Source organism: Pseudoalteromonas sp. BSi20652, from assembly GCF_000239855.1.
Taxonomy (GTDB): domain Bacteria; phylum Pseudomonadota; class Gammaproteobacteria; order Enterobacterales; family Alteromonadaceae; genus Pseudoalteromonas.
This window is the reverse complement of record NZ_BADT01000047.1, coordinates 1-21,937: the sequence shown is the minus strand read 5'-3', so window position 1 is coordinate 21,937 and position 21,937 is coordinate 1. Positions and strand designations below refer to the sequence as shown.

Annotated in this window: 18 protein-coding genes and 1 other RNA gene; 12 read left to right on the top strand and 7 right to left on the bottom strand. The window is 40.5% G+C overall.

The genetic code is table 11. The features are described 5' to 3' along the window. Window positions 1-95: 95 nt before the first annotated feature. A complete protein-coding gene (locus P20652_RS13690) occupies window positions 96-488 on the top strand; it encodes a septal ring lytic transglycosylase RlpA family protein (protein WP_008166696.1) in 393 nt (130 codons plus the stop codon). Here the strand turns inward: P20652_RS13690 and cydC are convergent. The 5 genes from cydC to P20652_RS13715 are packed head-to-tail and all read right to left on the bottom strand — an operon-like array spanning window position 471 to window position 6,879. Continuing rightward, the gene (cydC, locus tag P20652_RS13695; RefSeq protein WP_008166693.1) at window positions 471-2,216 is read right to left on the bottom strand and encodes a thiol reductant ABC exporter subunit CydC; all 1,746 of its coding nucleotides are present in this window, start codon (window positions 2,214-2,216) and stop codon (window positions 471-473) included. The genes P20652_RS13690 and cydC overlap by 18 nt on opposite strands. Continuing rightward, window positions 2,209-4,002 (bottom strand): thiol reductant ABC exporter subunit CydD, encoded by a 1,794-nt coding sequence (gene cydD, locus P20652_RS13700; RefSeq protein ID WP_008166692.1) that lies wholly within the window; start codon window positions 4,000-4,002, stop codon window positions 2,209-2,211. Before cydD ends, cydC begins: the two co-directional genes overlap by 8 nt. Next, window positions 3,992-4,156, bottom strand: coding sequence for a cytochrome bd-I oxidase subunit CydX (gene cydX, locus P20652_RS13705; RefSeq protein ID WP_008166690.1), 165 nt, complete (start codon window positions 4,154-4,156; stop codon window positions 3,992-3,994). The genes cydD and cydX overlap by 11 nt, the downstream gene beginning before the upstream one ends. A 12-nt stretch (window positions 4,157-4,168) precedes the next feature. Beyond that, window positions 4,169-5,308, bottom strand: a complete 1,140-nt coding sequence (cydB, locus tag P20652_RS13710) for a cytochrome d ubiquinol oxidase subunit II (RefSeq protein ID WP_008166688.1) — start codon at window positions 5,306-5,308, stop codon at window positions 4,169-4,171. Further along, window positions 5,305-6,879 (bottom strand): cytochrome ubiquinol oxidase subunit I, encoded by a 1,575-nt coding sequence (locus P20652_RS13715; RefSeq protein ID WP_008166686.1) that lies wholly within the window; start codon window positions 6,877-6,879, stop codon window positions 5,305-5,307. Before P20652_RS13715 ends, cydB begins: the two co-directional genes overlap by 4 nt. Before the next feature lie 302 nt (window positions 6,880-7,181). Between P20652_RS13715 and lpxB the strand changes: the two genes are divergently transcribed. The 6 genes from lpxB (at window position 7,182) to P20652_RS13745 (ending at window position 15,128) form a co-directional block, all read left to right on the top strand. Next, a complete protein-coding gene (lpxB, locus tag P20652_RS13720; RefSeq protein ID WP_008166681.1) occupies window positions 7,182-8,339 on the top strand; it encodes a lipid-A-disaccharide synthase in 1,158 nt (385 codons plus the stop codon). Beyond that, the gene (gene rnhB, locus P20652_RS13725) at window positions 8,329-8,931 is read left to right on the top strand and encodes a ribonuclease HII (protein WP_008166680.1); all 603 of its coding nucleotides are present in this window, start codon (window positions 8,329-8,331) and stop codon (window positions 8,929-8,931) included. Before lpxB ends, rnhB begins: the two co-directional genes overlap by 11 nt. A 2-nt stretch (window positions 8,932-8,933) precedes the next feature. Beyond that, window positions 8,934-12,425 (top strand): DNA polymerase III subunit alpha, encoded by a 3,492-nt coding sequence (dnaE, locus tag P20652_RS13730; RefSeq protein WP_008166678.1) that lies wholly within the window; start codon window positions 8,934-8,936, stop codon window positions 12,423-12,425. 16 nt (window positions 12,426-12,441) lie between these two features. Further along, window positions 12,442-13,398 (top strand): acetyl-CoA carboxylase carboxyl transferase subunit alpha, encoded by a 957-nt coding sequence (accA, locus tag P20652_RS13735; protein ID WP_008166675.1) that lies wholly within the window; start codon window positions 12,442-12,444, stop codon window positions 13,396-13,398. 83 nt (window positions 13,399-13,481) lie between these two features. After that, window positions 13,482-14,786, top strand: coding sequence for a tRNA lysidine(34) synthetase TilS (gene tilS / locus P20652_RS13740; RefSeq protein ID WP_008166674.1), 1,305 nt, complete (start codon window positions 13,482-13,484; stop codon window positions 14,784-14,786). Then, the gene (locus P20652_RS13745) at window positions 14,787-15,128 is read left to right on the top strand and encodes a hypothetical protein (protein WP_008166672.1); all 342 of its coding nucleotides are present in this window, start codon (window positions 14,787-14,789) and stop codon (window positions 15,126-15,128) included. A gap of 229 nt (window positions 15,129-15,357) precedes the next feature. Here P20652_RS13745 and P20652_RS13750 read toward each other — a convergent pair whose 3' ends face one another. After that, complete coding sequence (locus P20652_RS13750) at window positions 15,358-16,254, bottom strand: GGDEF domain-containing protein (RefSeq protein WP_008166670.1); 897 nt, start codon at window positions 16,252-16,254, stop codon at window positions 15,358-15,360. Window positions 16,255-16,387: 133 nt separating this feature from the next. On the opposite strand from P20652_RS13750, the gene P20652_RS13755 reads away from it, so the two are divergent. Then, a complete protein-coding gene (locus P20652_RS13755; protein ID WP_008166668.1) occupies window positions 16,388-18,361 on the top strand; it encodes a monovalent cation:proton antiporter-2 (CPA2) family protein in 1,974 nt (657 codons plus the stop codon). Between the two features lie 9 nt (window positions 18,362-18,370). On the opposite strand, the gene P20652_RS13760 is transcribed toward P20652_RS13755, so the two are convergent. After that, on the bottom strand, window positions 18,371-19,516 hold the full coding sequence (locus P20652_RS13760; RefSeq protein WP_008166666.1) for a patatin-like phospholipase family protein: 1,146 nt from the start codon (window positions 19,514-19,516) through the stop codon (window positions 18,371-18,373). 239 nt (window positions 19,517-19,755) lie between these two features. Between P20652_RS13760 and P20652_RS13765 the strand changes: the two genes are divergently transcribed. The 4 genes from P20652_RS13765 to P20652_RS13775 all read left to right on the top strand — a co-directional run bounded on the left by P20652_RS13765 (window position 19,756) and on the right by P20652_RS13775 (window position 21,845). Next, a complete protein-coding gene (locus P20652_RS13765) occupies window positions 19,756-20,631 on the top strand; it encodes a DUF3014 domain-containing protein (protein ID WP_008166664.1) in 876 nt (291 codons plus the stop codon). A 138-nt stretch (window positions 20,632-20,769) separates the two neighbouring features. Further along, window positions 20,770-20,866: signal recognition particle sRNA small type (gene ffs, locus P20652_RS19700), an RNA gene on the top strand. Window positions 20,867-20,998: 132 nt separating this feature from the next. Beyond that, the gene (locus P20652_RS13770) at window positions 20,999-21,628 is read left to right on the top strand and encodes a TnsA endonuclease N-terminal domain-containing protein (RefSeq protein ID WP_008166662.1); all 630 of its coding nucleotides are present in this window, start codon (window positions 20,999-21,001) and stop codon (window positions 21,626-21,628) included. After that, window positions 21,621-21,845 (top strand): hypothetical protein, encoded by a 225-nt coding sequence (locus P20652_RS13775; RefSeq protein ID WP_008166660.1) that lies wholly within the window; start codon window positions 21,621-21,623, stop codon window positions 21,843-21,845. The genes P20652_RS13770 and P20652_RS13775 overlap by 8 nt, the downstream gene beginning before the upstream one ends. Window positions 21,846-21,937: the final 92 nt, after the last annotated feature.

The window sequence follows — 21,937 nt, the reverse complement described above, 5'->3', positions numbered from 1 at the left end:
AGGTGGTTTTTTATTGCCCAGCTTTAAGCTAATTCAGTTAATACTCAGGGTACTTGAGTTAGTATGCGAGTAATTTATATAATAAAAGTCGTCCTATGCGTTTACCTAAGTTAGTTGTTACTCTTTTTATTACTTCAGTTTTAGCCGCTTGTAGTAGCCAGCCTATTGTTAAATCATCTACTGGAGAAGTTACTCAAGTTGGCAAAGCATCTTTTTATGCTGATAAATACCACGGGAGGACGACCGCCAACGGAGAGCGCTTTAGCCAACAAGCCGCAACTGCGGCTCATCTAAAGCTTGATTTTGGTACTAAGGTGGAGGTCACCAACCTCGCTAATAACAAATCAGTCACGGTAAGAATTAACGATAGAGGCCCGTATGTGCGAGGTCGTATTATTGATTTATCAAAAAGTATGTTTAAAAAGATAGCCGACCCAAAGGTCGGCGTTATTGATGTATCAGTAAAGGTTTTAAAACCGGGTAGTTAGTGCAACATAATCAGGATAAGCCCCACTGAGCTCTTTATGAGAGCCTTGCGCAACTACTTTACCGCCTTCTAACCATACAACATTATCCATTTGAGCAAGTAGAGCAGGATCGTGCGTAATTGTCAGCACGCTCGCGTTATTCATAACATGCATTATAGCTTGCATTACCCCTTGCTTAGATTGATTATCAAGACCCTCAGTTGGTTCATCAAGAACCAAAATAGCAGGTTTTTTAAGTAACGCTTGCGCAATGGCTATACGCCTAGATTGACCTTGCGATACATTACGCCCACCAGTACCTAATCGTGTTTTTAAACCGGATTTTAGTTCACTAAACCATGGGCTCAATTGAGCTAATGCGAGCGCTTCAATCATTTGCTCTTTGGTTGCATTTGGCGCGGCATAACGTAAATTTTCACTTAATGTGCCATCAAAAATATGGTGCTGCTGGGCTAATATGTTTATCACATTTGCGCGTATATCGTTATTTAACGAATATAAGTCAACAACGCTATTTTGATTATTTAAAGTGATGCTGCCTTGTTGTAAAGGCCATAAACCAGTAAGTAAATTTACAAGGGTAGTTTTACCGCTGCCGCTTCTACCTACAATCGCTACTTTTTGCTGAGGTCTTAGCTCAAAACTGATATCAGTTAGTGCTGTTTGCTCACCATATTGGTAGCTAATATTGTTAAGTATTAACGTGTGATTTTGCGCGCTAAAGTTTTTATCAACGTCGACATGCGTATCTTTAACTAGTGAGCTAGCTGCTTTATCTTCAAGCGTAAATAATCGCTCAGCTGCTTTTAATACACTAGGAAGCTCTATAAACGCATTGGGTAGCAGTAATACGCTTTCAAAGCTTGCCAGTACAAATAAACTTAACATAGCAAGTTCTACATTTACTATACTGTTGGCGTAAACCAGCGGAACTAGGGTTACTATGCTAGCAAGCATGGCTAATTGGACAACCAACAAGCTTAACCCATCTGAGTTTGCCAGTGCTTTGTGGCGAATAAATAATTGCTGATTATACTGCTCGCTTAATTCGTTGCACTTATTAAGCTGCTGCGAACGGGCTTGATAAACACTAAGCTCTCTAAGGCCTGTGAGTGTATCTGAAAGCTCAGAGCGAAGTTGTGCACTAAGTTGTGTTTCTTTGTGGCTGTTTTTAGTGAGCTTTATGCTAAGTAGGGCCGGTATAACCACACCAATAAGTATAATGCCAGTAAAGCAAATAAGGGCGACGTTGCCATTATAGGCCGACATAAACAGCATGATGATTGGCACACTTAAAAGAGCGACTAACATAGGAAGTAAAACGTTTAAATAAAACTTGTCGAGTGCGTCAACATCGTTTTGTAACCGGTTAACTAGATCAGCGCTGCGACTCATTGCTAAATCAACATTGTTAAGCTTACTTAACGTTGCAAAGACATTGGTACGTATTTCACTTAGTAATAAAAACGTGGCGTTATGAGTAACTAGGCGTTCGCCATAGCGCGATGCGGTTCGTACAATTGCTAAAAAACGAATCGTGCCTGCCGGGGTAAAGTAGTTCATTTGCACGCCCGCGATACCTGCAGCCGCCATTGATGCTAAAAACCAGCCAGAAATAGCCAACAAGCCCACATTAGCTAATACCGTAATCGTCGCTAAAAATGTACCCAATAGCATAGCTTTATAATGAGGAGCACACAGCTTTAATAAGCGAATAAAATTATGCATGTGTAACTCCTTTTTTAGCCGTTTTTAGTAAGTTAGCAAATGCACCATTTTGCGCTGCAAGTGTTTTAAAGTGTCCTTGCTCTGCAATTTTTCCATCGTGCATAACAATGATATTGCTGGCATGTTTAACGGTATTTAATCGATGAGCAATGACTAATACTAAGTTGTTTTTAGCATATTCATTAATAGCATTTTGAATAAGTTGCTCTGTTTGGCTATCAAGGTGCGCTGTAGGCTCATCAAGCACTAAGATTGGTGCTTGTTTTATGAATGCACGTGCGAGTGCGATGCGTTGCTTTTGCCCGCCAGAAAGACCTTCGCCTTGCTCACCTATTAGTGTATTAAAACAATCGGGTAGGGTATTTATAAACTCAAGTACACCAGCTTGATTTGCCGCATGTTCAAGCTCTTGCTGTGTGGCAGTTGGTTTGGCTAATTTAATATTGGCAGCAATAGTGTCGTAAAACAGCGTCGCTTTTTGCGGTATCCACGCAATATTATTTTGCAAGTAAGTTATATCGGCTGTACTTAAACTCTGCTCATTAATAGATAGGTGGTTAATCACCTCAGGGTGAAACCCTAATAAGCAATCAAACAACGTACTTTTACCTGAGCCACTACTGCCCACAACTGCAATCAAGCCTTTATTTGGCAGTGTTAAATTTATATTTTTAATCCCTTCGTTACTATCGGGGTATATAAAATTAAGATCGGTAATACTTATTGTGTTAATTGTATTTAAAGTTAAATTATTAGCAGGCGTGCTTGTACTTACTAACGCATTTTCGTCACTTGGCAGTGGGGCATTTAAAATAGCAACCATGTCGGCCGCCGCACTAATACCTTGTAAACGAGCGTGGTAATGACTGCCCAGCTGGCGCAGTGGTAAATAAAATTCAGGTGCTAAAAGTAGCACTACAAAGCCCGTTGCAAAATCGAGTGTGCCAAAAAATAATCTAAAGCCAATTATTACGGCAACGAGTGCAACGCTAATGGTGGCTAAAAACTCGAGTGCAAATGATGACAAAAATGCGATTTTTAAAACATCAAGTGTGGCGTGTCTAAAGTCATCTGAAATTTTAGCTATTTGTTTAAGCTCGGTACGTGTTGCATTAAATAGCTTGAGTTGAGTTAACCCTTGTACTCGGTCAAAAAAGTAATTTCCCAGTACAGCAAGTTGTTTCCAGCGTTTTTGATTAAGCGCTTCGGCTTTAGATCCTACTAAAATCATAAAAAATGGAATGAGTGGAGCCGTTAATAAAAAGATTAATCCTGCTTTATAATCCGTTGGGAAAATAACCACCAATATGGCAAGCGGAATCAGCGCGCTATAAGCCACACCGGGTAAGTATTTAGCATAATAATCATGAAGTGCTTCTACGCCATTGTGAAGGGTGTTTAGCGTAGCACCTTGACCATGTTGTTCTATATAACTAGGCCCAAGTAAGCTGAGCTTATTTAGAAGTGTTTGGCGCATAGCCGATTTTATTTTAAGTGCAGCAAATGCACTCAAGCGCTCACTTAATGCTAAAAACACCGCGCGCAATAAAATAATGCCTGCTAAAGGCCATAATAAATGGGTAACTTGGGCTAAGTTATTACCTTCAAACATAACGTTGTGAATAGTTTGCGCAAGTAAATAAGCACCTGCAATCATTAGTAATGCGTTAAAAGTACCTAGTGCAATGCTTAGTTTTAACCACACTGCAGCGGGTTTACTTTGACGCTTTAAAAAAGCGCGCAGTGATTGCTGCTGCGCGCGATCTGGTCGGGGGTTAGTCGTCATCTTTGGTGTTGATGGTATCGTTTAATAAATCATGTAGTGCTTGTTCGTCATCAGCAATACTGTCTTTATTTTGATGAAACTCATACCACATTACGTTTATGACACCCAACGTACAGGCTAATAGTACGCCTAAAATCCAGGCAAAATACCACATTATTTAGTCTCCTTAGTAGCTACCGTGAGTGTTATTTTCAATTTCTTCTACCGTTACTCTGCGCCACATTTTAACGTAACACCAGGTGGTGTAAGTTAATATAAGTGGAACAAAAATACACACTGCAACAAACATTATATTGAGCGTTTTATGGCTCGATACCGCGTCCCAAATTGTTAAACTAATATTTGGATTATTGCTTGATGGCATAATAAATGGGAAGAGTGAAACACCGGCCGTCATAATTACGCCAATTAACATTAAGCTTGTTGAAATCAGTCCAAGTGCTGGCTTGTTTAATTTAGAAAACACAAGTGCACTTAATGCCATTGCAAAGGCTAAAATAGGGAAGGTCATTGTCCACGGACGATCGCTGTAATTACTTAACCAAGCACCTTGCGCTGTAGTAACTACTTTAGCTAATGGATCTGCATGGCTCTGCGTATCAGCCATCGATACAATTTGGTAGCCCGTTAAATTAGCCACCCAAAAACCAGCTGCAGCAAATAACACGATAAACACAATAAGAGAATAGCGGCCATATTGCCCTGAACGCTCTGCGACCACACTTGCTGTACGAAGTTGTAACCACATGCCCGCGTGAGCAACTAACATGGTAATACTCACTAAACCTGCAAGTAATCCAAATGGGTTAAGCAAGCCAAAAAATGAACCTTGGTAGCTAACTCGCATCAGGTTATCAATATTAAACGGTACACCTAAAAATAAGTTACCAAAAGCAACACCAAAAACGAGAGCTGGAATCGCGCTACCTGCAAGTAAACCCCAATCCCAGTTGTTGCGCCAGCGTTTTGAGTCTACTTTGCTGCGGTAATCAAACCCAAGTGGTCTAAAAAACAAGGTAAATAGTACTAGCATCATGGCAAAGTAAAAGCCCGAAAATGCGGCAGCATATACCATAGGCCAGGCTGCAAATAACGCGCCGCCTGCAGTTATAAACCATACCTGGTTACCATCCCAATGCGGGCCAATAGTGTTTATTACTGTGCGGCGCTCTGAATCTGTTTTACCAACTAGGCGAAGCAACATAGCAACGCCCATATCCATACCATCGGTGATCGCAAAGCCAATAAGCAGCACGCCAATGATCAACCACCAAAGCATTTTTAATGTTTCATAATCAAAAATCATGATTGCTCTCCTTCAGCTTTGTTTGGTAATTCAAAATGATACTTACCAGTATGTAGCGAGCTTGGTCCTTGTTTAACAAAGCGGATCATCAACCAGCCTTCAACAATAGCTAAACCGGTATAAAAAATAACAAATCCAGTTAAGCTGATTAATATATCGTTTATTGTTAATGACGATGTGGCTAAAAAGGTTGGCAGTATTTCAGAAATAGCCCAAGGTTGACGGCCATACTCAGCCACAATCCAGCCAAATTCAATAGCCACCCAAGGTAGTGGAATACTTAATACGGCAGCCCATAACAACCAGCGTTTTTGCTCAATAACGCGATGTGCGTTGTAGTAAAAGGCAAGTATAAATAAAGCGAGCATTGCCACACCGCAAGCAACCATTATCCTAAACGACCAGAACATAGGGCCTACTTTAGGGAATGAATCTTTAACCGCTTTTTGAATTTGCTCTTCGGTGGCATCTACAACATCTGGTGTGTAGCGTTTAAGTAGCAAGCCATAGCCTAAATCAGCTTTTAAGGTATCAAATTTAGCAACGTTGTCTGGTGTATCTTCACCATTTCTTAACTTTGAGAGGTATTCGTAGGCAATCATCCCGTTACGAATACGGACTTCATGTTGTTTTTCTAAATCAGAAATACCGGTAACTTTTTCATCAAGAGAGCGAGTAGCAATTATCCCAAGTGCGTAAGGTATTTTTATTGCTGCGTGAGTTACTTGCTCTTCTGAGTCGGGAAAACCAAATGCCGTAAACGCCGCTGGTGCTTCTTCGGTGTGCCATTCGGCTTCAATCGTTGCTAGTTTTACTTTTTGAACTTCACCTACCTCGTAGCCTGATTCGTCCCCGAGTAAAATAACACATAAAATGGAAGCTAAACCAAACGCAGAGGCAACTGAAAAAGACCGTTTAGCAAAGGCTAAATCACGGCCTTTTAATATGTACCAACTGCTGATACTAAGTACAAACATAGATGCAGCTACATAGCCTGCCGATACAGTATGAATAAACTTAACTTGCGCTACAGGGTTAAATACAAGCTCTGCAAAACTGGTCATTTCCATACGCATTGTTTGATAGTTAAACTCAGCGCCTACCGGATTTTGCATCCAACCGTTAGCAATTAAAATCCATAATGCCGACATGTTGGTACCAATTGCCATCAAGAATGTTGCACCTAAATGTTGACGTTTTGAGAGTCTGTCCCAGCCTAAAAAGAACATACCTACAAAGGTTGATTCTAAAAAGAATGCCATTAAGCCTTCAATAGCAAGTGGGGCGCCAAAAACATCACCCACATAATGAGAGTAATAAGACCAATTAGTACCAAACTCAAACTCCATGGTAAGGCCTGTCGCCACACCTATTGCAAAGTTAATACCAAACAATTTCCCCCAAAACTTAGTCATATCACGATAAATTTCTCGACCGGTCATAACATAAACCGATTCCATGATAACTAAAATCCAGGTCATACCTATGGTTAAAGGTACAAACAAGAAATGAAAGAGAGCGGTAACAGCAAACTGTAATCGCGATAGATCCACAAAGGTTTCATCTATCATTATTAGCTCCTTATGAGTGACGGGTTAACAGTGCAACATAATTATGGGCAACGTTAAGATTTAATGAACTTTCAGTATTTACTGAAAGTTTGTAATAGTATTTACCTTTGTACAATTTTTGTCAATACGTATATTAGAAAAACTTAATATATATTTTGTATGCTACATCAGTATTAAAAACAAACAACATACAGCCATAACTTAGGTAATAAAAAACCAGTTGTTTAAAGCGTTTAACCAAACAGTAAAACACGGTAAACTAACAAGCATGAACGCCTGGTTTACTTGTGAAATAAAATCAAATGAATAAAGATAAAAAACAACTACGTATTGGTATTGTGGCAGGTGAACTGTCAGGCGATATTTTAGGTGAAGGCTTAATTAAAGCCCTTAAAAAACATTTTCCGGACGCTATTTTTGAAGGAATAGCAGGGCCTAAAATGCAAGCCCTGGGCTGTAAAACACTTTACGACATGGATGAGCTTTCGGTAATGGGGCTTGTTGAGGTGTTAGGACGTTTGCCGCGTTTGCTTAAAATACGTAAACAACTCGTGCAGCATTTTGTAGATAATCCACCTGATGTATTTATAGGTATAGATGCCCCCGACTTTAACTTACGCGTAGAAAAGCCACTTAAAGATGCGGGCATTAAAACCGTACAGTATGTAAGCCCGTCTGTTTGGGCGTGGCGCGAAAAGCGCATTCATACAATAAGTGCAGCGACTAATTTAGTGTTGGCATTATTACCATTTGAAAAAGAGTTTTACGACAAACACCAAGTGCCATGTACATTTGTAGGGCATACTTTGGCTGACGATATAGCACTTGAGCACGACGATAGTAAAGCACGTGCCGAACTCGGCTTAAGCCTTGATGACAAAGTACTGGCGTTGCTACCTGGTAGTCGAGGCTCTGAAGTTGGTTTACTAAGCGAAACTTACATTAAAACAGCCGCGCAGTTGCAAGCTAAAAATCCCAATCTTAAAATTGTAGTGCCATTGGTTAACGAAAAGCGCAAAGCCCAGTTTACTGCTATTTTAAATGCCACCGCGCCAAACCTTAAAGTGAACCTGCTTGATGGGCAATCAAAATTAGCGATGCAAGCTGCTGATGCTATTTTATTAGCGTCGGGCACTGCAACACTTGAAGGCATGCTTTATAAAAAGCCAATGGTTGTGGGCTATAAAATAAAGCCTTTGAGTTATTGGATTTTTAAAACTTTATTTACGTTTAATATTAAGTACTTTTCGCTGCCTAATTTATTAGCCGACGAAGAGCTAGTGCCTGAGTTTTTACAAAGCGAGTGTAATGTGGCTAATTTAACCAATGCACTTACCCCTATGCTCAACACGGATAACAAAGCGCTAAAAGCACGCTTTTTAGCTATTCACGAAAAAATTAGATTAAATGCCAGCGAACAAGCAGCCAACGCTGTGGCGGAGTTAATAAATGCAAATTAATAGACCCAATGTAACCTTAATTGCGGGTGTAGATGAAGTCGGGCGCGGCCCGCTTGTTGGCGATGTTGTTACTGCTGCAGTGATACTCGATCCGAGCAAACCCATTGACGGATTAGCGGATTCTAAAAAATTAACCGATAAGAAACGCCAAGCGCTTGCGATTGAAATAAAAGAAAAAGCACTGTGTTATGCGTATGGGCGCTGCAGCCCAACAGAAATTGATGAATTAAATATTCTGCATGCAACGATGCTCGCCATGACTCGCGCAGTAGAAGGCTTGAGCACACAACCTGAATTTGTATTTATAGATGGTAATCGTTTGCCAAAACTTACTATGCCAGCGCAAGCTGTTGTTAAAGGCGATAGCTTAGTGGCCGAAATTTCAGCGGCGTCTATTTTAGCTAAAGTAGCACGCGATGACGAAATGATTGAGCTTGATAAACGCCACCCAGAGTATGGCTTTGCAGGGCATAAAGGCTACCCAACCAAAGCGCATTTTGCAGCGCTTGAGCAGTACGGCGCTATTGACGAGCATCGTAAAAGCTTTAAACCTGTACAGCGTGTATTAGCGCAAGCCAATGGTGAGGGATAAGCATGGCAGCTCCTGATTTTGTTCATTTAAGAGTTCACTCAGACTTTTCGATGGTTGACGGCCTTGCTAAAACAAAGCCGATAGTTGCTAAAGCGCAAGAGCTGCAAATGCCAGCCATTGCGATTACCGATCAAATGAACTTTTGTGGCTTGGTGCGCTTTTATGGCGCAACACATAACGCCGGTATAAAACCTATTGTAGGTGCTGATTTTTGGGTTCGTAGCCCAGAATTTCCTGACGAGCCAAGCCGCTTAACCATATTAGCCAAAGACAACGACGGCTATAAAAACATTACCTTATTAATATCTAAAGCGTATCAACGTGGGCATGTGTTTCATCGCCCAGTAATTGACCGAGAATGGCTGGTGGAGCATAAAACGGGCTTAATTATTCTCTCGGGCGCTAAAGACGGTGACTTAGGTAAAGCGTTATTAAAAAATAATCCAAGTGTTATTGAATCGGTTGTAAGCTTTTATAAACAGCATTTTAGCGACAACTACTACCTTGAGCTTGTTCGCACCAATCGACCGCTTGAAGAAGACTACTTACACATGGCGGAAGAGCTTGCTACCAAAGAGCAGTTACCTGTTGTAGCGACCAACGAAGTGGTGTTTTTAAAGCCAGAAAACTTTGAAGCGCACGAAATTCGCGTTGCTATTTTTGACGGCTACACGCTTGACGATAAACGCAGACCTAAACGGTTCTCTGAAGAACAATACCTAAAAACATCAGAGCAAATGGCTGAGTTGTTTAGCGACATTCCAGAGGCGCTACAAAACACAGTAGAAATAGCTAAACGTTGTAATGTAACTGTTCAGCTAGGGACTTACTTTTTACCTGATTACCCAACTGGCTCACTTAAGATTGATGAGTTTTTAGTTAAAGTGTCAGAAGATGGTCTTGAAGAGCGACTGCAGTTTTTATTCCCCGACGAAGAAGAGCGAAAAGTAAAACGTGTTGAATACGATGAGCGACTTGATATAGAGCTTGGCGTAATTAACCAAATGGGATTCCCAGGTTACTTCTTAATCGTAATGGAGTTTATTCAGTGGAGTAAAGATAACAATATTCCGGTTGGGCCTGGTCGTGGTTCAGGTGCAGGTTCGTTAGTTGCATACGCACTTAAAATTACCGATTTGGATCCACTTGAATTCGACTTGCTTTTTGAGCGATTTTTGAATCCAGAACGTGTATCAATGCCCGATTTCGACGTCGATTTCTGTATGGATAGACGAGACGAAGTAATTGATCACGTGTCGGCTTTGTATGGGAGAAATGCCGTATCGCAAATTATTACCTTTGGTACCATGGCTGCAAAAGCGGTAATACGCGATGTAGGGCGAGTGCTTGGGCACCCTTACGGGTTTGTTGATCGTATTTCAAAAATGATTCCAGGCGATCCTGGGATGACACTGGCAAAAGCGTTTGATATAGAGCCGCGCTTGCAAGAAGCCTACGATGGCGACAACGAAGTAAAAGACTTAATCGACATGTGTCGCATTTTAGAGGGGTGTACACGTAACGCAGGTAAACATGCCGGTGGTGTTGTTATATCGCCTACAACCATTACCGATTTTGCTGCACTTTATTGCGATGACGAAGGTAAGTTTCCGGTTACCCAGTTTGATAAAAACGACGTAGAAACCGCGGGCTTAGTTAAGTTCGATTTCTTGGGCTTACGTACCTTGACTATTTTGCAGTGGGCGGTCGAAATGACCAATGTGCGCATGGAGCGCCAAGGTAAAGACCTCGTTGATATAAACACCATCCCACTTGATGATAAAAAAAGTATAGAGCTATTACTTCGCGCCGAAACGACCGCTGTATTCCAGCTAGAGTCGCGCGGTATGAAAGACTTAGTACGCCGACTTAAACCCGATTGCTTTGAAGATATGATTGCACTTGTGGCCTTGTTCCGACCAGGTCCGCTGCAATCAGGCATGGTAGATAATTTCATCGACCGAAAGTTGGGCCGAGAAGAGATTTCATACCCAGATGCGCAGTATCAGCACGAAAGCTTAAAACCAATACTTGATCCTACTTACGGCATTATTTTGTATCAAGAACAAGTAATGCAAATTGCGCAAGTACTAGCAGGTTACACGCTAGGTGGCGCCGACATGCTGCGTCGTGCAATGGGTAAGAAAAAACCCGAAGAAATGGCAAAGCAGCGTTCAACGTTTGAAGATGGCGCAAGAAATAATGGCATTGACGGCGAGCTCGCAATAAAAATCTTCGACTTGGTAGAAAAATTCGCAGGTTACGGCTTTAATAAATCTCACTCAGCAGCGTATGCGCTAGTGTCGTATCAAACGCTGTGGATGAAAACGCATCATCCTGCAGAGTTTATGGCTGCGGTAATGTCGGCTGATATGGATAACACCGACAAAATAGTTATTTTGGTGGATGAATGTGAAAACATGAAGCTCACCTTATTGCCGCCAGATGTGAATGCAGGTGAGTTTAAGTTTACAGTAAACTTGCAAGGCGAGATTGTTTACGGCATTGGCGCGATAAAAGGCGTAGGTGAAGCACCGGTTGATGCAATATTAGAAGCGCGTGCAAAAGGGGGCCCATTTAACGATTTATTTGATTTTTGTGCCCGAGTTGATTTAAAACGCTTAAATAAACGCGTGACCGAAAAATTAATTTATTCAGGTGCACTCGATAATTTAGGGCCAGAAAAAACGCAATCTGGTCGTGCTACATTACTGGCTAGTTTAAAAAGTGCGATGCGTGCGGCCGACCAACACAACAAAGCTGAGCTATTAGGGCAAAGTGATTTGTTTGGTTTATTAGCCACTGAGCCTGATGAGGTTGAACAAGCCTTTATTAAGGCCACAGGCCTAACTGATAACGAATGGTTAGAGGGTGAAAAAGAAACCCTAGGCCTTTATTTAACTGGGCATCCGATAAATCAGTACCGACGTGAGCTTAGGCATTATACCAGCGGAAAAATAGTTGATTTACAGCCAACTAACCGCGACGTATTTGCAACTGTTGCAGGGTTAGTCATTGCCTCTCGCGTATTAATTAATAAAAAAGGGAATCGTTGGGCCTTAGTAACTTTAGATGACAAGAGTGCACGCATTGATGTACGCTTGTATTCAGACGAGTTTGAAAAGTACCAAGATATGCTTCAAGTTAACAATATCTTGGTGATATCTGGACAGGTCAGCTTTGATAACTTCTCCGGTGGTATTACAATGACCGCCAGAGAAATAAACACCATTGCTCAAGCGCGTGAAAAACGTATAAAAGCGATTAAAATGACGCTGAATATGGTGCAAGTCGAGGCAGGTTTCTTCGATAAATTACAAAAAGTACTCGAACCCTATAAAATGGGAACGTGTCCGATCAAGGTTTATTACCAGCGCCCAGATGCGTTGGCACAATTAACCCTTGGAATCGAATGGTGTGTTACGCCAAGTGATGACTTAATTCATAAGTTATCACTCATGGCGGCGCAAGATGTAGAACTGGAATTTAACTAATTAGGTAGTTTAGAGCATGAGCCTCAATTATCTTGATTTTGAGCTTCCGATTGCAGAATTAGAAGCGAAAATTGAAGAATTACAAAATGTAAGCCGCGCTGGCGAATTAGACCTTGGTTTAGAAGAGGAAGTCAGTAAATTAAAAGAAAAAAGCGATGAGTTAAAAAAGAAAATATTCTCAGAGCTTGGTGCTTGGCAAGTGTCACAGTTAGCACGTCATCCGTTGCGTCCTTATACTCGGGATTATATCGAGCGTATTTTCACGGAGTTTGATGAGTTTGCTGGCGATCGTACTTTTGCTAACGATCCTGCTATTTTAGGTGGTATAGCACGTTTAGATGGCGAACCAGTAATGGTTATTGGCCAACAAAAAGGCCGTGATACGGCTGAAAAAATTAAACGCAACTTTGGTATGCCAAAGCCAGAAGGTTACCGTAAAGCATTACGCTTAATGGAAATGGCTGAGCGTTTTAAAATGCCAATCATGACCTTTATCGACACGCCGGGGGCATACCCGGGTGTTGGCGCTGAAGAACGTGGTCAATCTGAAGCAATCGCGCGTAACTTAAAAGTAATGGCGACACTTAAAGTGCCGACAATATGTACGGTTATTGGTGAAGGCGGTTCAGGCGGTGCATTAGCGATTGGTGTAGGCGACAGAGTTAACATGTTGCAATACAGTACTTACTCTGTAATTTCGCCTGAAGGTTGTGCGTCTATTCTTTGGAAAAGTGCCGACAAAGCACCACTTGCAGCAGAAGCAATGGGTGTAACTGCAGAGCGAGTTAAAGAACTAGATTTAATCAGTAATTTAATTGATGAACCTCTAGGTGGCGCGCACCGCAATTACGATGCTATGGCACGTAACTTAAAAGTTCGCCTTAAACGTGACTTAGCAGACCTACAAGCGCTTACGCTTGAAGAAATGCTTGATCAACGTTACAAACGTTTAATGTCGTTTGGTTATTGCTAAACACATTAAATGTTAAAAAAAAGCCGCTTATGCGGCTTTTTTGCTTTAAAATGTTCAGAGTTTTTATATTAAAGTGCGCCCATATGCATACATCAGCAATTTATCAGCAATTAAAAAAATCACTAAATAGCTATATCGAGCAAGGCAACACCGCTTATACAGTGGCGCTTTCTGGTGGCGTTGATTCTGTGGTGTTGCTGCATTTAATGTGTACTTTAAAAGCAGATAATCCTGCAATTAATGTCTCGGCTATTTATGTCCACCATGGTTTGAGCCAGTATGCTGATGACTGGCAACGCTTTTGCAAAAACGTATGTATTGAGCTTAATGTGCCTTTTGAAGCTGCGAAAGTTGTAATTGAGCAGCAGTCGCGCACGAGTCTTGAAGCCCAAGCACGCGACGCCCGTTATAAAGCACTTGATGAACTAAGCCCACAAGGCAGCATTATTTTATTGGGCCAACATTTAAACGACCAAGTAGAAACGTTTTTACTGCGGTTAAAGCGTGGCTCAGGTTTAAAAGGGCTTGGCGCAATGCACCAAGCGCGTTTACTGCAAAGTGGCCGTGTATGCTTTAGGCCATTGTTAAATGTAGCTCGCAGCGATATAGAAGCGTTTGCGGTGCAGTTTAGTATTAACCACATAACTGATGACTCAAATACAGATGAAAGTTTTGACCGTAATTTTTTACGCTCAAAAATAGTACCAGTGTTAGCTGAGCGTTTTAATGGGTTTGAACAATGTACTGCACGAAGTATTGAGCTACTACAACAACAACAAACACTCCTTGATGAATATACTCAGCTTGATTTAAATAAGTGTATTAACGAGCACCAAGCACTGTGCATTAACCAAATAAGTGAATACAGCGCAGCGCGTATTGCAAATATAGTACGTGCGTGGCTTGCACTATTTACGCTAGTGATGCCATCGCTAAAGCAGCTTGAGCAAATTATTAACCAAGCAATATACGCAAAAAACGATACACAAATGCGTATTGACTTGCTAAATGGACAAATACGCCGGCATCAAGGTTATTTGTATTTTGTAACACCAAGTGAAGTATTAACAGATATTGAGATGAATCATTCACAGCTAAAACTTGCAGACGGGCGTTTATTAATTAAAAGCATCGGTTGCGGTGTAAGACCTCCACGCTCAAATGAGCAAGTAATAGTGCGCTTTAATTGTAATAGCGCACGTATTAAACCACTTAAAAAGCCAGGTAGTAATACAGTTAAGCATTGGTTTAAAGATGCAAAAATAGCGCCGTGGCTACGGGGCAATGTGCCGCTGATTTTTTATAACGACGAATTGGTTCAAGTTGTTGGTTATTTTATAAGTGCAAAACATAATGATGAAAATGGTATTTTTTGGGAGTGCAAATAAATGAATAAACAGCCTCATGTTGGTTTATCGCTAGTTAATAAAGCCCCTATGGGTATGCTAATTACCCTTATTATTGCTGCTATAGCTAATGTTTTACTTGAGTTAAATATTATAACCTTGGTATATGCAATTGTAGGTGGTGTTGCATCTTCAGTGCTTTTATTAGCTTACTGGTTAGGTAAAGGTGGGGTGTTTTTTATTTTAGGTGTGAGTGTTCCTCTGCTTTTAGTGTTGTTAACACCACTTGGCGCTATTACAGCGCTACTTAATTTAACTAGTGGCTTCTTTTTTGGCTTTTGTGCAGCGTTGTTTATTTATAAATTGATATACCAAACGGCATAAATATTTAATCAATTTAACGAATTAAATAAATCTATAACATTGTTATAGATTTTTATTTAGACCAGCTAGATATAAAGTTTTTACCAATGTTAGAGCGCAATATCTTTAATGTTAAATAGACCCCATATATAAGCCAGTTGGTAAGTGCAAAGTATTAATATTGGGATTTTAGTGATAAAAAAGCCTAGCGGGGGAAGCTAGGCTTTTATTTAATGAGTGTAAGCAAATGTTAGTATGCTTTTGCACTGTTTCGCCCAGATGCCTTTGCTTTGTATAGACCTTTATCTGCACGAGAGAATATTTCTACATCACAATCGTTACTCGTTGCAAGTGTGTAGCCAATACTCACGGTCACTTTGTACTTAGACATTATACTAGAGTGCCTTACAAATCGCATAATACGCTCAGCAACGACTTTATTAGTTGTAAATTCAGGGTCTTCAATAAGTATTGCAAATTCATCACCTCCGAATCTAAATACCGAATCAGTTGCGCGAATGCTTGATTGCAAAACATTGGCAAATTCTTTTAATGTATCATCGCCAATTTTATGACCGAATGTATCGTTCACTTGTTTAAAGTTATCTAGATCCAGTAACATCAAGCTAAACGGGCGTTGGTAACGGCGGCAGTTTTCAAGCTTTTGTGATAAAACATCATTAAATTGACTACGATTATTTAAGCCTGTTAAAGAGTCTTTTGTCGCCAGCCTTAATACACGGCTATACATCATGGCATTACGCAGCGGATAAACCAAGGCGGTATGAAATGCGCGAAGTTTTTTCTCAATGGTTTGACTTAACGGGTATTTACTAAAGTAAATTAGCTGCCCTAAATGCTCTTTTCCAATGGCTAAGTCGAAAATATAGGGTTTACTATTTATATCACTTTCTGATGTTTGTGTAGTTCCGAGTGTTGACTGAAACTGTAAACCTGTGAAGTTTAATAGCTTTTTTGTAAATTTTGCATAAATTGCTAACACATCTTCAATTATTAAGCTTGTTTGAAGTTCCGCGACAAGTTCATGCGCTGCCGTTGTTTCATTGATCAGTGTGTGTTCAGCCGAAAACGGCAAAAAATCGCCGCGTCCAGATACGCGTTGCGTCAAAATATGGACGTTTTCCATTAAATTCTCCCCCGAGGATGTTGCTTTAAGATAACTAAGCGATTTTTATGCCACATTTTCAACTGGTTTTAAAATAGGTAATTGCTATATTTAAAAAGCAGTACCTTGCTTTAATTAAATTATGGGGTCACATTTGCTAAGCATTAATATTCAGATTTTTGGCTTGTTAGTCGCAGCTGTACTTTTTGTATGGTTTTTCAAGCGAATAGGTTTGCCACCTATTTTAGCTTACTTAGCAACAGGGGTTTTAGCGGGGAGTCATGGTATAGACTGGTTAGCACAAACTCACGAAATAGAATTCGTAGCAGAGCTTGGCATTGTATTTTTATTATTTAGTTTAGGGTTAGAGTTTTCTATCTCGCGGTTAATGGCAATGCGAAACCTAGTATTTGGGCTGGGCTCGCTACAGGTCGGGATAACCAGCTTACTCTTTATTATTATTTTATATTGTTTAGACTTTTCTTTACTGACCAGTTTTACAATTGGCACAATTATGGCGCTTTCTTCAACGGCTGTAGTGGTTAAGTTATTAAAAGAAACGGGTGAACTTAATCAGCGCCGTGGGCAATTGGCCGTTGGTGTATTACTTTTTCAAGATATTGCTGTCGTTCCTCTGTTAATAATATTTCCTTTATTTGCATCAAGTGACTCAAACAGTATTGGTTGGGCTTTAGCATTTGCGCTAAGCAAGGGCGCATTTGTATGTATTTTACTTTGGGCTATTGGTAAATGGGTGTTGCCTATTGTTTTTAAAGAAATAGCCCAAGTACGTACCGACGAGCTATTTATGCTTACCACTATATTAGTCGCTTTATTTGCAGCCTTTTTAACATATATTTTTGGACTGTCTATGGCATTGGGCGCTTTTTTAGCAGGAATGATGTTGGGTGAGAGTCATTACCGCCATCAATTAGAGGCTGATATAAGGCCATTTCGCGATATATTAATGGGTTTGTTTTTTGTAACTGTAGGCATGCAGCTCAATGTTTTATTTGTACTGGAGCATGGCTTAGTTATTATTGCTGCATTACTTGTCTTGCTAATATTAAAAATAGCAGTGGTTACGATAAGTGCGCGGCTAATGCATGAGCGATATCAAGATTCGCTGGCCTGTGGAATTATGTTATGGCAAATGGGAGAGTTTGGCTTTGTACTTATAGCGCTTGCTGGGCAGCATCAGTTATTAAACTCAGAGCAGGCATCATTTTTAATCGCACTTGGTGTACTCTCAATGGCACTAACTCCATTTTTAATTGATAAAACCCCCTTTATTTTAAAGCGTTTAGGCATACTAGACCGCCCTAGTATAGCAATGCAAAACGAATCTCAAAGCACGACACTTTGTCGCGATCATATTGTTATTTGTGGTTTTTCTCGGGTTGGGCAAACCATAGCGCGTTTTTTAAAACCTGAGGCAATAGACTACGTTGCCATTGAAAGTAACCCAATACTGGTTCAAGAGGGAAAAGCTGCGGGCGAGCCTGTAATATTTGGCTACGTTAAACAAAAAGATATTTTAAAGTGCGCAGGAGTAGAGCGAGCTCGCTTGGTAATTATTACTTTCACAGAGTTTGATCACGCACAAGTTGTTATTGATGCCATAAAGCAACTCGCACCTAATGTTAAAATACTTATTCGCACCCGTGATGACAGTCAGTTAGATTATTTAAAAGGGCTGGGCGTTACCGAAGTAGTGCCAGAGTCGTTAGAGGCAAGCCTAATGCTTGTGTCGCATGTGTTGTCTATGTCGGGCGTACCGATGACACGTATTGTGCGTAGAGTAAGTAAAGAGCGCCGTAATCGCTATCCCTTAATGCAAAGCTTTTATGCAGGCGACTTTAAAGATAACGAAGATACCTCAAGTGAACGATTAGAATATTTACATGTTGTTGCGCTGCCAGGTAAAGCTTATGCGGTTAATAAAACAATTGAAAATCTAAATTTAGAAAAGCGTCGAGTACTGGTAAAAGCACTGCGCAGAGAAGGGGCTGAAATAGAGACTCCATCAGAAAAAACAACATTATTGGCTAACGACGTTTTAGTATTACAAGGTAAACCAAGGCGTGTTGAGCGGGTAGAGCACTACCTGCTCGACGGAATCGAATAGTTACTTAGATTAATCTAGCTCTAAAAATTCACGCATCTTAGGCAACTGCGCCATACCATCTTCATAGCCAATTTGTATTAAATGCTGGGTGTAGCGCTTTTCAAATAATAGGTAACTGGTTAAGCTCGATTGCGAATGCTTTTTAACACCTATTGTGCGTAGCAGTACTTTAATAGCCCATGGCATATCGTTGTAATACTGTGCTGCAATGGCGTTAAAGTTTTGCGAAGGGTTAATTACAAAGGTATCTATTTGTTTAAGTTCTTGATGCTTATCACGAGCGGGTAGTAATCCTAAAGTGCGGTTAATGCGATCCAAACGCTCCAAATCAGATTGCATAGTGTCGGTAAATACACTGTCGAGTAAATGCCCAGCAACAGCAGATAGACCCGGATAATGTGGCGAGTAACCCGGAGGGTGTAATTCTTTAGGCTGGTCGACCCCAATGATAAATATTTTTTCAGCACCTAAATGAATTGACGGACTCAGTGGAGAAAGTTGGTGTATAGAGCCATCCCCAAAGTAATGATTATAAATATTTACGCTTGGAAACACCATAGGAATGGCACTTGATGCCATTAAGTGCTCAACATTAATACGAGTGGCGCGGCCTTCGCGCTTAGCACGTTGCCAAGATGTTTGCGTATTCGATTGAAAAAATGCAACCGAGTCACCCGTTGTATAGCTTGAGGCTGTAATCGATAGCGCATCTAAATAGTTACGATGTAAATTACGCTCAATGCGATGTAAATCTAAAATTTCGTTTAATAAACTACGCAGAGGGCGGTTATTTAGCAAGCTCGCTGGTGGATGGTTAATATGCTCTGACTGAAAGCTCGTTAAAATATTACGCGCAATATGACCAAACACGCTTAAAAAATCACTTTTATAGACCATAGAGGTTGAAAAGTTTTTCCAAACTGATTCGAGCTTTCGTACAGCCAAGTGCGCACAAGAGGCGTAACATGCCAATGCAGCTGAGTTAATAGCGCCAGCGGAGGTGCCGTTTATGACTCTAAATGGCAATGGAGCAGTACGCGGCATGCTATGAGCTAGCGCTTTAAGCACTCCCACTTGATAAGCAGCACGAGCGCCACCACCTGTAAGTAATAAGGCAATTTTAGGTTTTTGTGGATCAACTTGCTTGATTTTCATATTGGTGGTTAAACTGTTCTACGTCTTTACTTTATTTATTAACTGTAAGTCTTTAAGCTTGAAGAATCAAAGGATAACTGCCCTAATGCTTATTACATTATTTAATCACCCAATTTAGTACGTAACTTACTTTGCTATAATTGCCGTATTATAAAATGTCATAGTATGAGTGTAAGAATGAATTTAATCCACTTAGCGTACTCTAAGTGATATCGCATTTTAATTTTTATGGAGTTCGTATGTCAGATAAACCCGATACATCAGATGCTCAAAAACGTCCACCTAATAACAATATTCTTTTCGCCGTTATTATTTTAATAGTTGTAGCATGTGCTGCCGCCTTCGTATTGCTCACACCCAGTGACGAGGAAGCAACTCGTACACAGGTAGAGCCCACAGTTAAAGAACAACCTATGATGGAGCTTAAACCCGAGAACGACCCAGTGGTAGACGCGCCATCTGTAATGCCAGAAAAACCAGCCGAGCTTGAAGTTCCAACACAACAACCAAGTGAGCCTATGCCTGAAGTAGAGCCGTTACCAACGCTTAACGAAAGTGATACAGTTGTTGTTGCTAAAATGGACGAGTACTTAAGCGACTCAGTAATGAGCTTAATGGTGACCGACGATGTAATTCGCCGTGGTGTTGTATTTGTAGATAACATTGCCCAAGGTAAGGTGGCTAAAAAGCACACGCCGGTTGTACAGCCAGAAGAGAAATTTAGCGTCAATGAAGGTGATATCCTCACGATTAACCCTAACAGCTACGAGCGTTACACACCGTATGTAAAAATATTTACCAGCATGAGTGCAGCGCAAGCCGTTCGCATGTACGAAGAGTACAAACCACTTATTAATAATGCATACAGTGAAATTGGTTATGGCGATGGTGAGTTTAATCAAACACTAATTGATGCAATCGACTTATTACTTGATACGCCAGAACCTGAAGGTGAATTGCCGTTACTTCGTGATTCAGTAACGTATCAGTATGCGTTTTCGGAGTGGGAGCAATTACCTGCTGCACAAAAACAGCTTTTACGTATGGGACCAGAAAACATGAAAAATGTAAAAGCAGCACTACGTAATATTAAAAAACAGTTAGAGAGCAATTAATACGCACTAAAACAGCTAAATACGCTGCGATTGTATATGAAGTATGCAATCGCACTTTCTTTTTAGATTATCCCTTGAATAATAGAGCAAAAGTAGAGATAATCCCCCCGCGCCAACCAAGGCTCTCAATGGTAGTCTTATTGGTCCTCTCGCAACACTAGCAGGCGAACCTGGTCAGGCCCGGAAGGGAGCAGCCACAGTTTGTGACGTGTGTGCCGAGATGTGGCTGATGAGACTGCCACCCAAATTCCTCATTTGGTGTTGTTTGAAGTATAAGTTGACATATTTGTACTAAAAGATGGCATAAATTGGAAGTATAAGGTGGCATAGTCTAGTATTTAACCAAATGGTTAGATGGTTGACTCACATGTACAGAAGAAAACTCAAACACTCCCGTGTTAAAAACCTCCATAAATTTGCTAGTCAAAAAAACAAATCTACCTGTTTAGTTGAATCCTCTTTAGAGTTTGATGCTTGTTTCCATTTTGAATTTTCACCATCAATAGCCGCATTTGAAGCACAACCACTAGGTTATGAATATGAGTTTGATAACCGTACTTGCCGTTACACACCTGACTTTTTACTTACCCACACAGACGGCACGCAAAAATTTATCGAAGTAAAACCGCAAAGCAAAATTGCAGACGAAGACTTTCGTGCACGTTTTATTGAAAAGCAAACCATAGCTAAGCAAGATGGACGCGACTTAATATTGGTTACTGATAAACAAATCCGTGTATATCCAACACTCAATAACTTAAAGCTTTTACATCGCTATTCTGGTTTTCAGTCTTTAACAGAGCTGCAAGCATCGGTGCTAGAACTTGTTAAGCAATATGGCTCTATTAAAGTGGGCCAGTTAGTTAGCTTTTTAAAAGTAACTGCCGGTGAGCTACTTGCTACAGTGCTACGCTTATTATCATTAGGGCAGTTATTTGCCGACTTAACTACAAATGAAATATCAATAGAAACGGCAATTTGGTCTAACAATGTTTAATGACGGGCTGTTTGATGATGAATTTAACCAGCCATTACCAAAAGTAGAAACCAAACTACCTCAAAATTACGCCAAAGATTTACAAGCCCTTCCTGAAAAAATAAAAATAACAACATTTGCTAAGCTTAAATATATTCAATGGCTTGAGGCTAATATTCAAGGCGGTTGGACACAAAAAAACCTTAGAGCCTTTATTGAAAGTAATGCCCGAAGTTGAGGGAGAAAAAAGCCCAGTTGGAGAACAGCAGCACGATGGTATAGCGCTTATACCAATGCGGATAAAAATATCATGGCGCTAATACCAAGCCA

Bases quoted from the DNA above. Each gene is read 5' to 3' on its own strand.
- dnaE (WP_008166678.1), top strand. From the start codon at position 8,934: ATGGCAGCTCCTGATTTTGTTCATTTAAGAGTTCACTCAGACTTTTCG.
- tilS (WP_008166674.1), top strand. From the start codon at position 13,482: ATGCATACATCAGCAATTTATCAGCAATTAAAAAAATCACTAAATAGC.
- P20652_RS13760 (WP_008166666.1), bottom strand. From the start codon at position 19,516: ATGAAAATCAAGCAAGTTGATCCACAAAAACCTAAAATTGCCTTATTA.
- P20652_RS13775 (WP_008166660.1), top strand. From the start codon at position 21,621: ATGTTTAATGACGGGCTGTTTGATGATGAATTTAACCAGCCATTACCA.
- P20652_RS13770 (WP_008166662.1), top strand. From the start codon at position 20,999: ATGTACAGAAGAAAACTCAAACACTCCCGTGTTAAAAACCTCCATAAA.
- cydB (WP_008166688.1), bottom strand. From the start codon at position 5,308: ATGATTTTTGATTATGAAACATTAAAAATGCTTTGGTGGTTGATCATT.
- P20652_RS13690 (WP_008166696.1), top strand. From the start codon at position 96: ATGCGTTTACCTAAGTTAGTTGTTACTCTTTTTATTACTTCAGTTTTA.
- cydX (WP_008166690.1), bottom strand. From the start codon at position 4,156: ATGTGGTATTTTGCCTGGATTTTAGGCGTACTATTAGCCTGTACGTTG.
- P20652_RS13750 (WP_008166670.1), bottom strand. From the start codon at position 16,254: ATGGAAAACGTCCATATTTTGACGCAACGCGTATCTGGACGCGGCGAT.
- cydD (WP_008166692.1), bottom strand. From the start codon at position 4,002: ATGACGACTAACCCCCGACCAGATCGCGCGCAGCAGCAATCACTGCGC.
- rnhB (WP_008166680.1), top strand. From the start codon at position 8,329: ATGCAAATTAATAGACCCAATGTAACCTTAATTGCGGGTGTAGATGAA.
- P20652_RS13765 (WP_008166664.1), top strand. From the start codon at position 19,756: ATGTCAGATAAACCCGATACATCAGATGCTCAAAAACGTCCACCTAAT.
- P20652_RS13715 (WP_008166686.1), bottom strand. From the start codon at position 6,879: ATGATAGATGAAACCTTTGTGGATCTATCGCGATTACAGTTTGCTGTT.
- lpxB (WP_008166681.1), top strand. From the start codon at position 7,182: ATGAATAAAGATAAAAAACAACTACGTATTGGTATTGTGGCAGGTGAA.
- cydC (WP_008166693.1), bottom strand. From the start codon at position 2,216: ATGCATAATTTTATTCGCTTATTAAAGCTGTGTGCTCCTCATTATAAA.
- accA (WP_008166675.1), top strand. From the start codon at position 12,442: ATGAGCCTCAATTATCTTGATTTTGAGCTTCCGATTGCAGAATTAGAA.
- P20652_RS13745 (WP_008166672.1), top strand. From the start codon at position 14,787: ATGAATAAACAGCCTCATGTTGGTTTATCGCTAGTTAATAAAGCCCCT.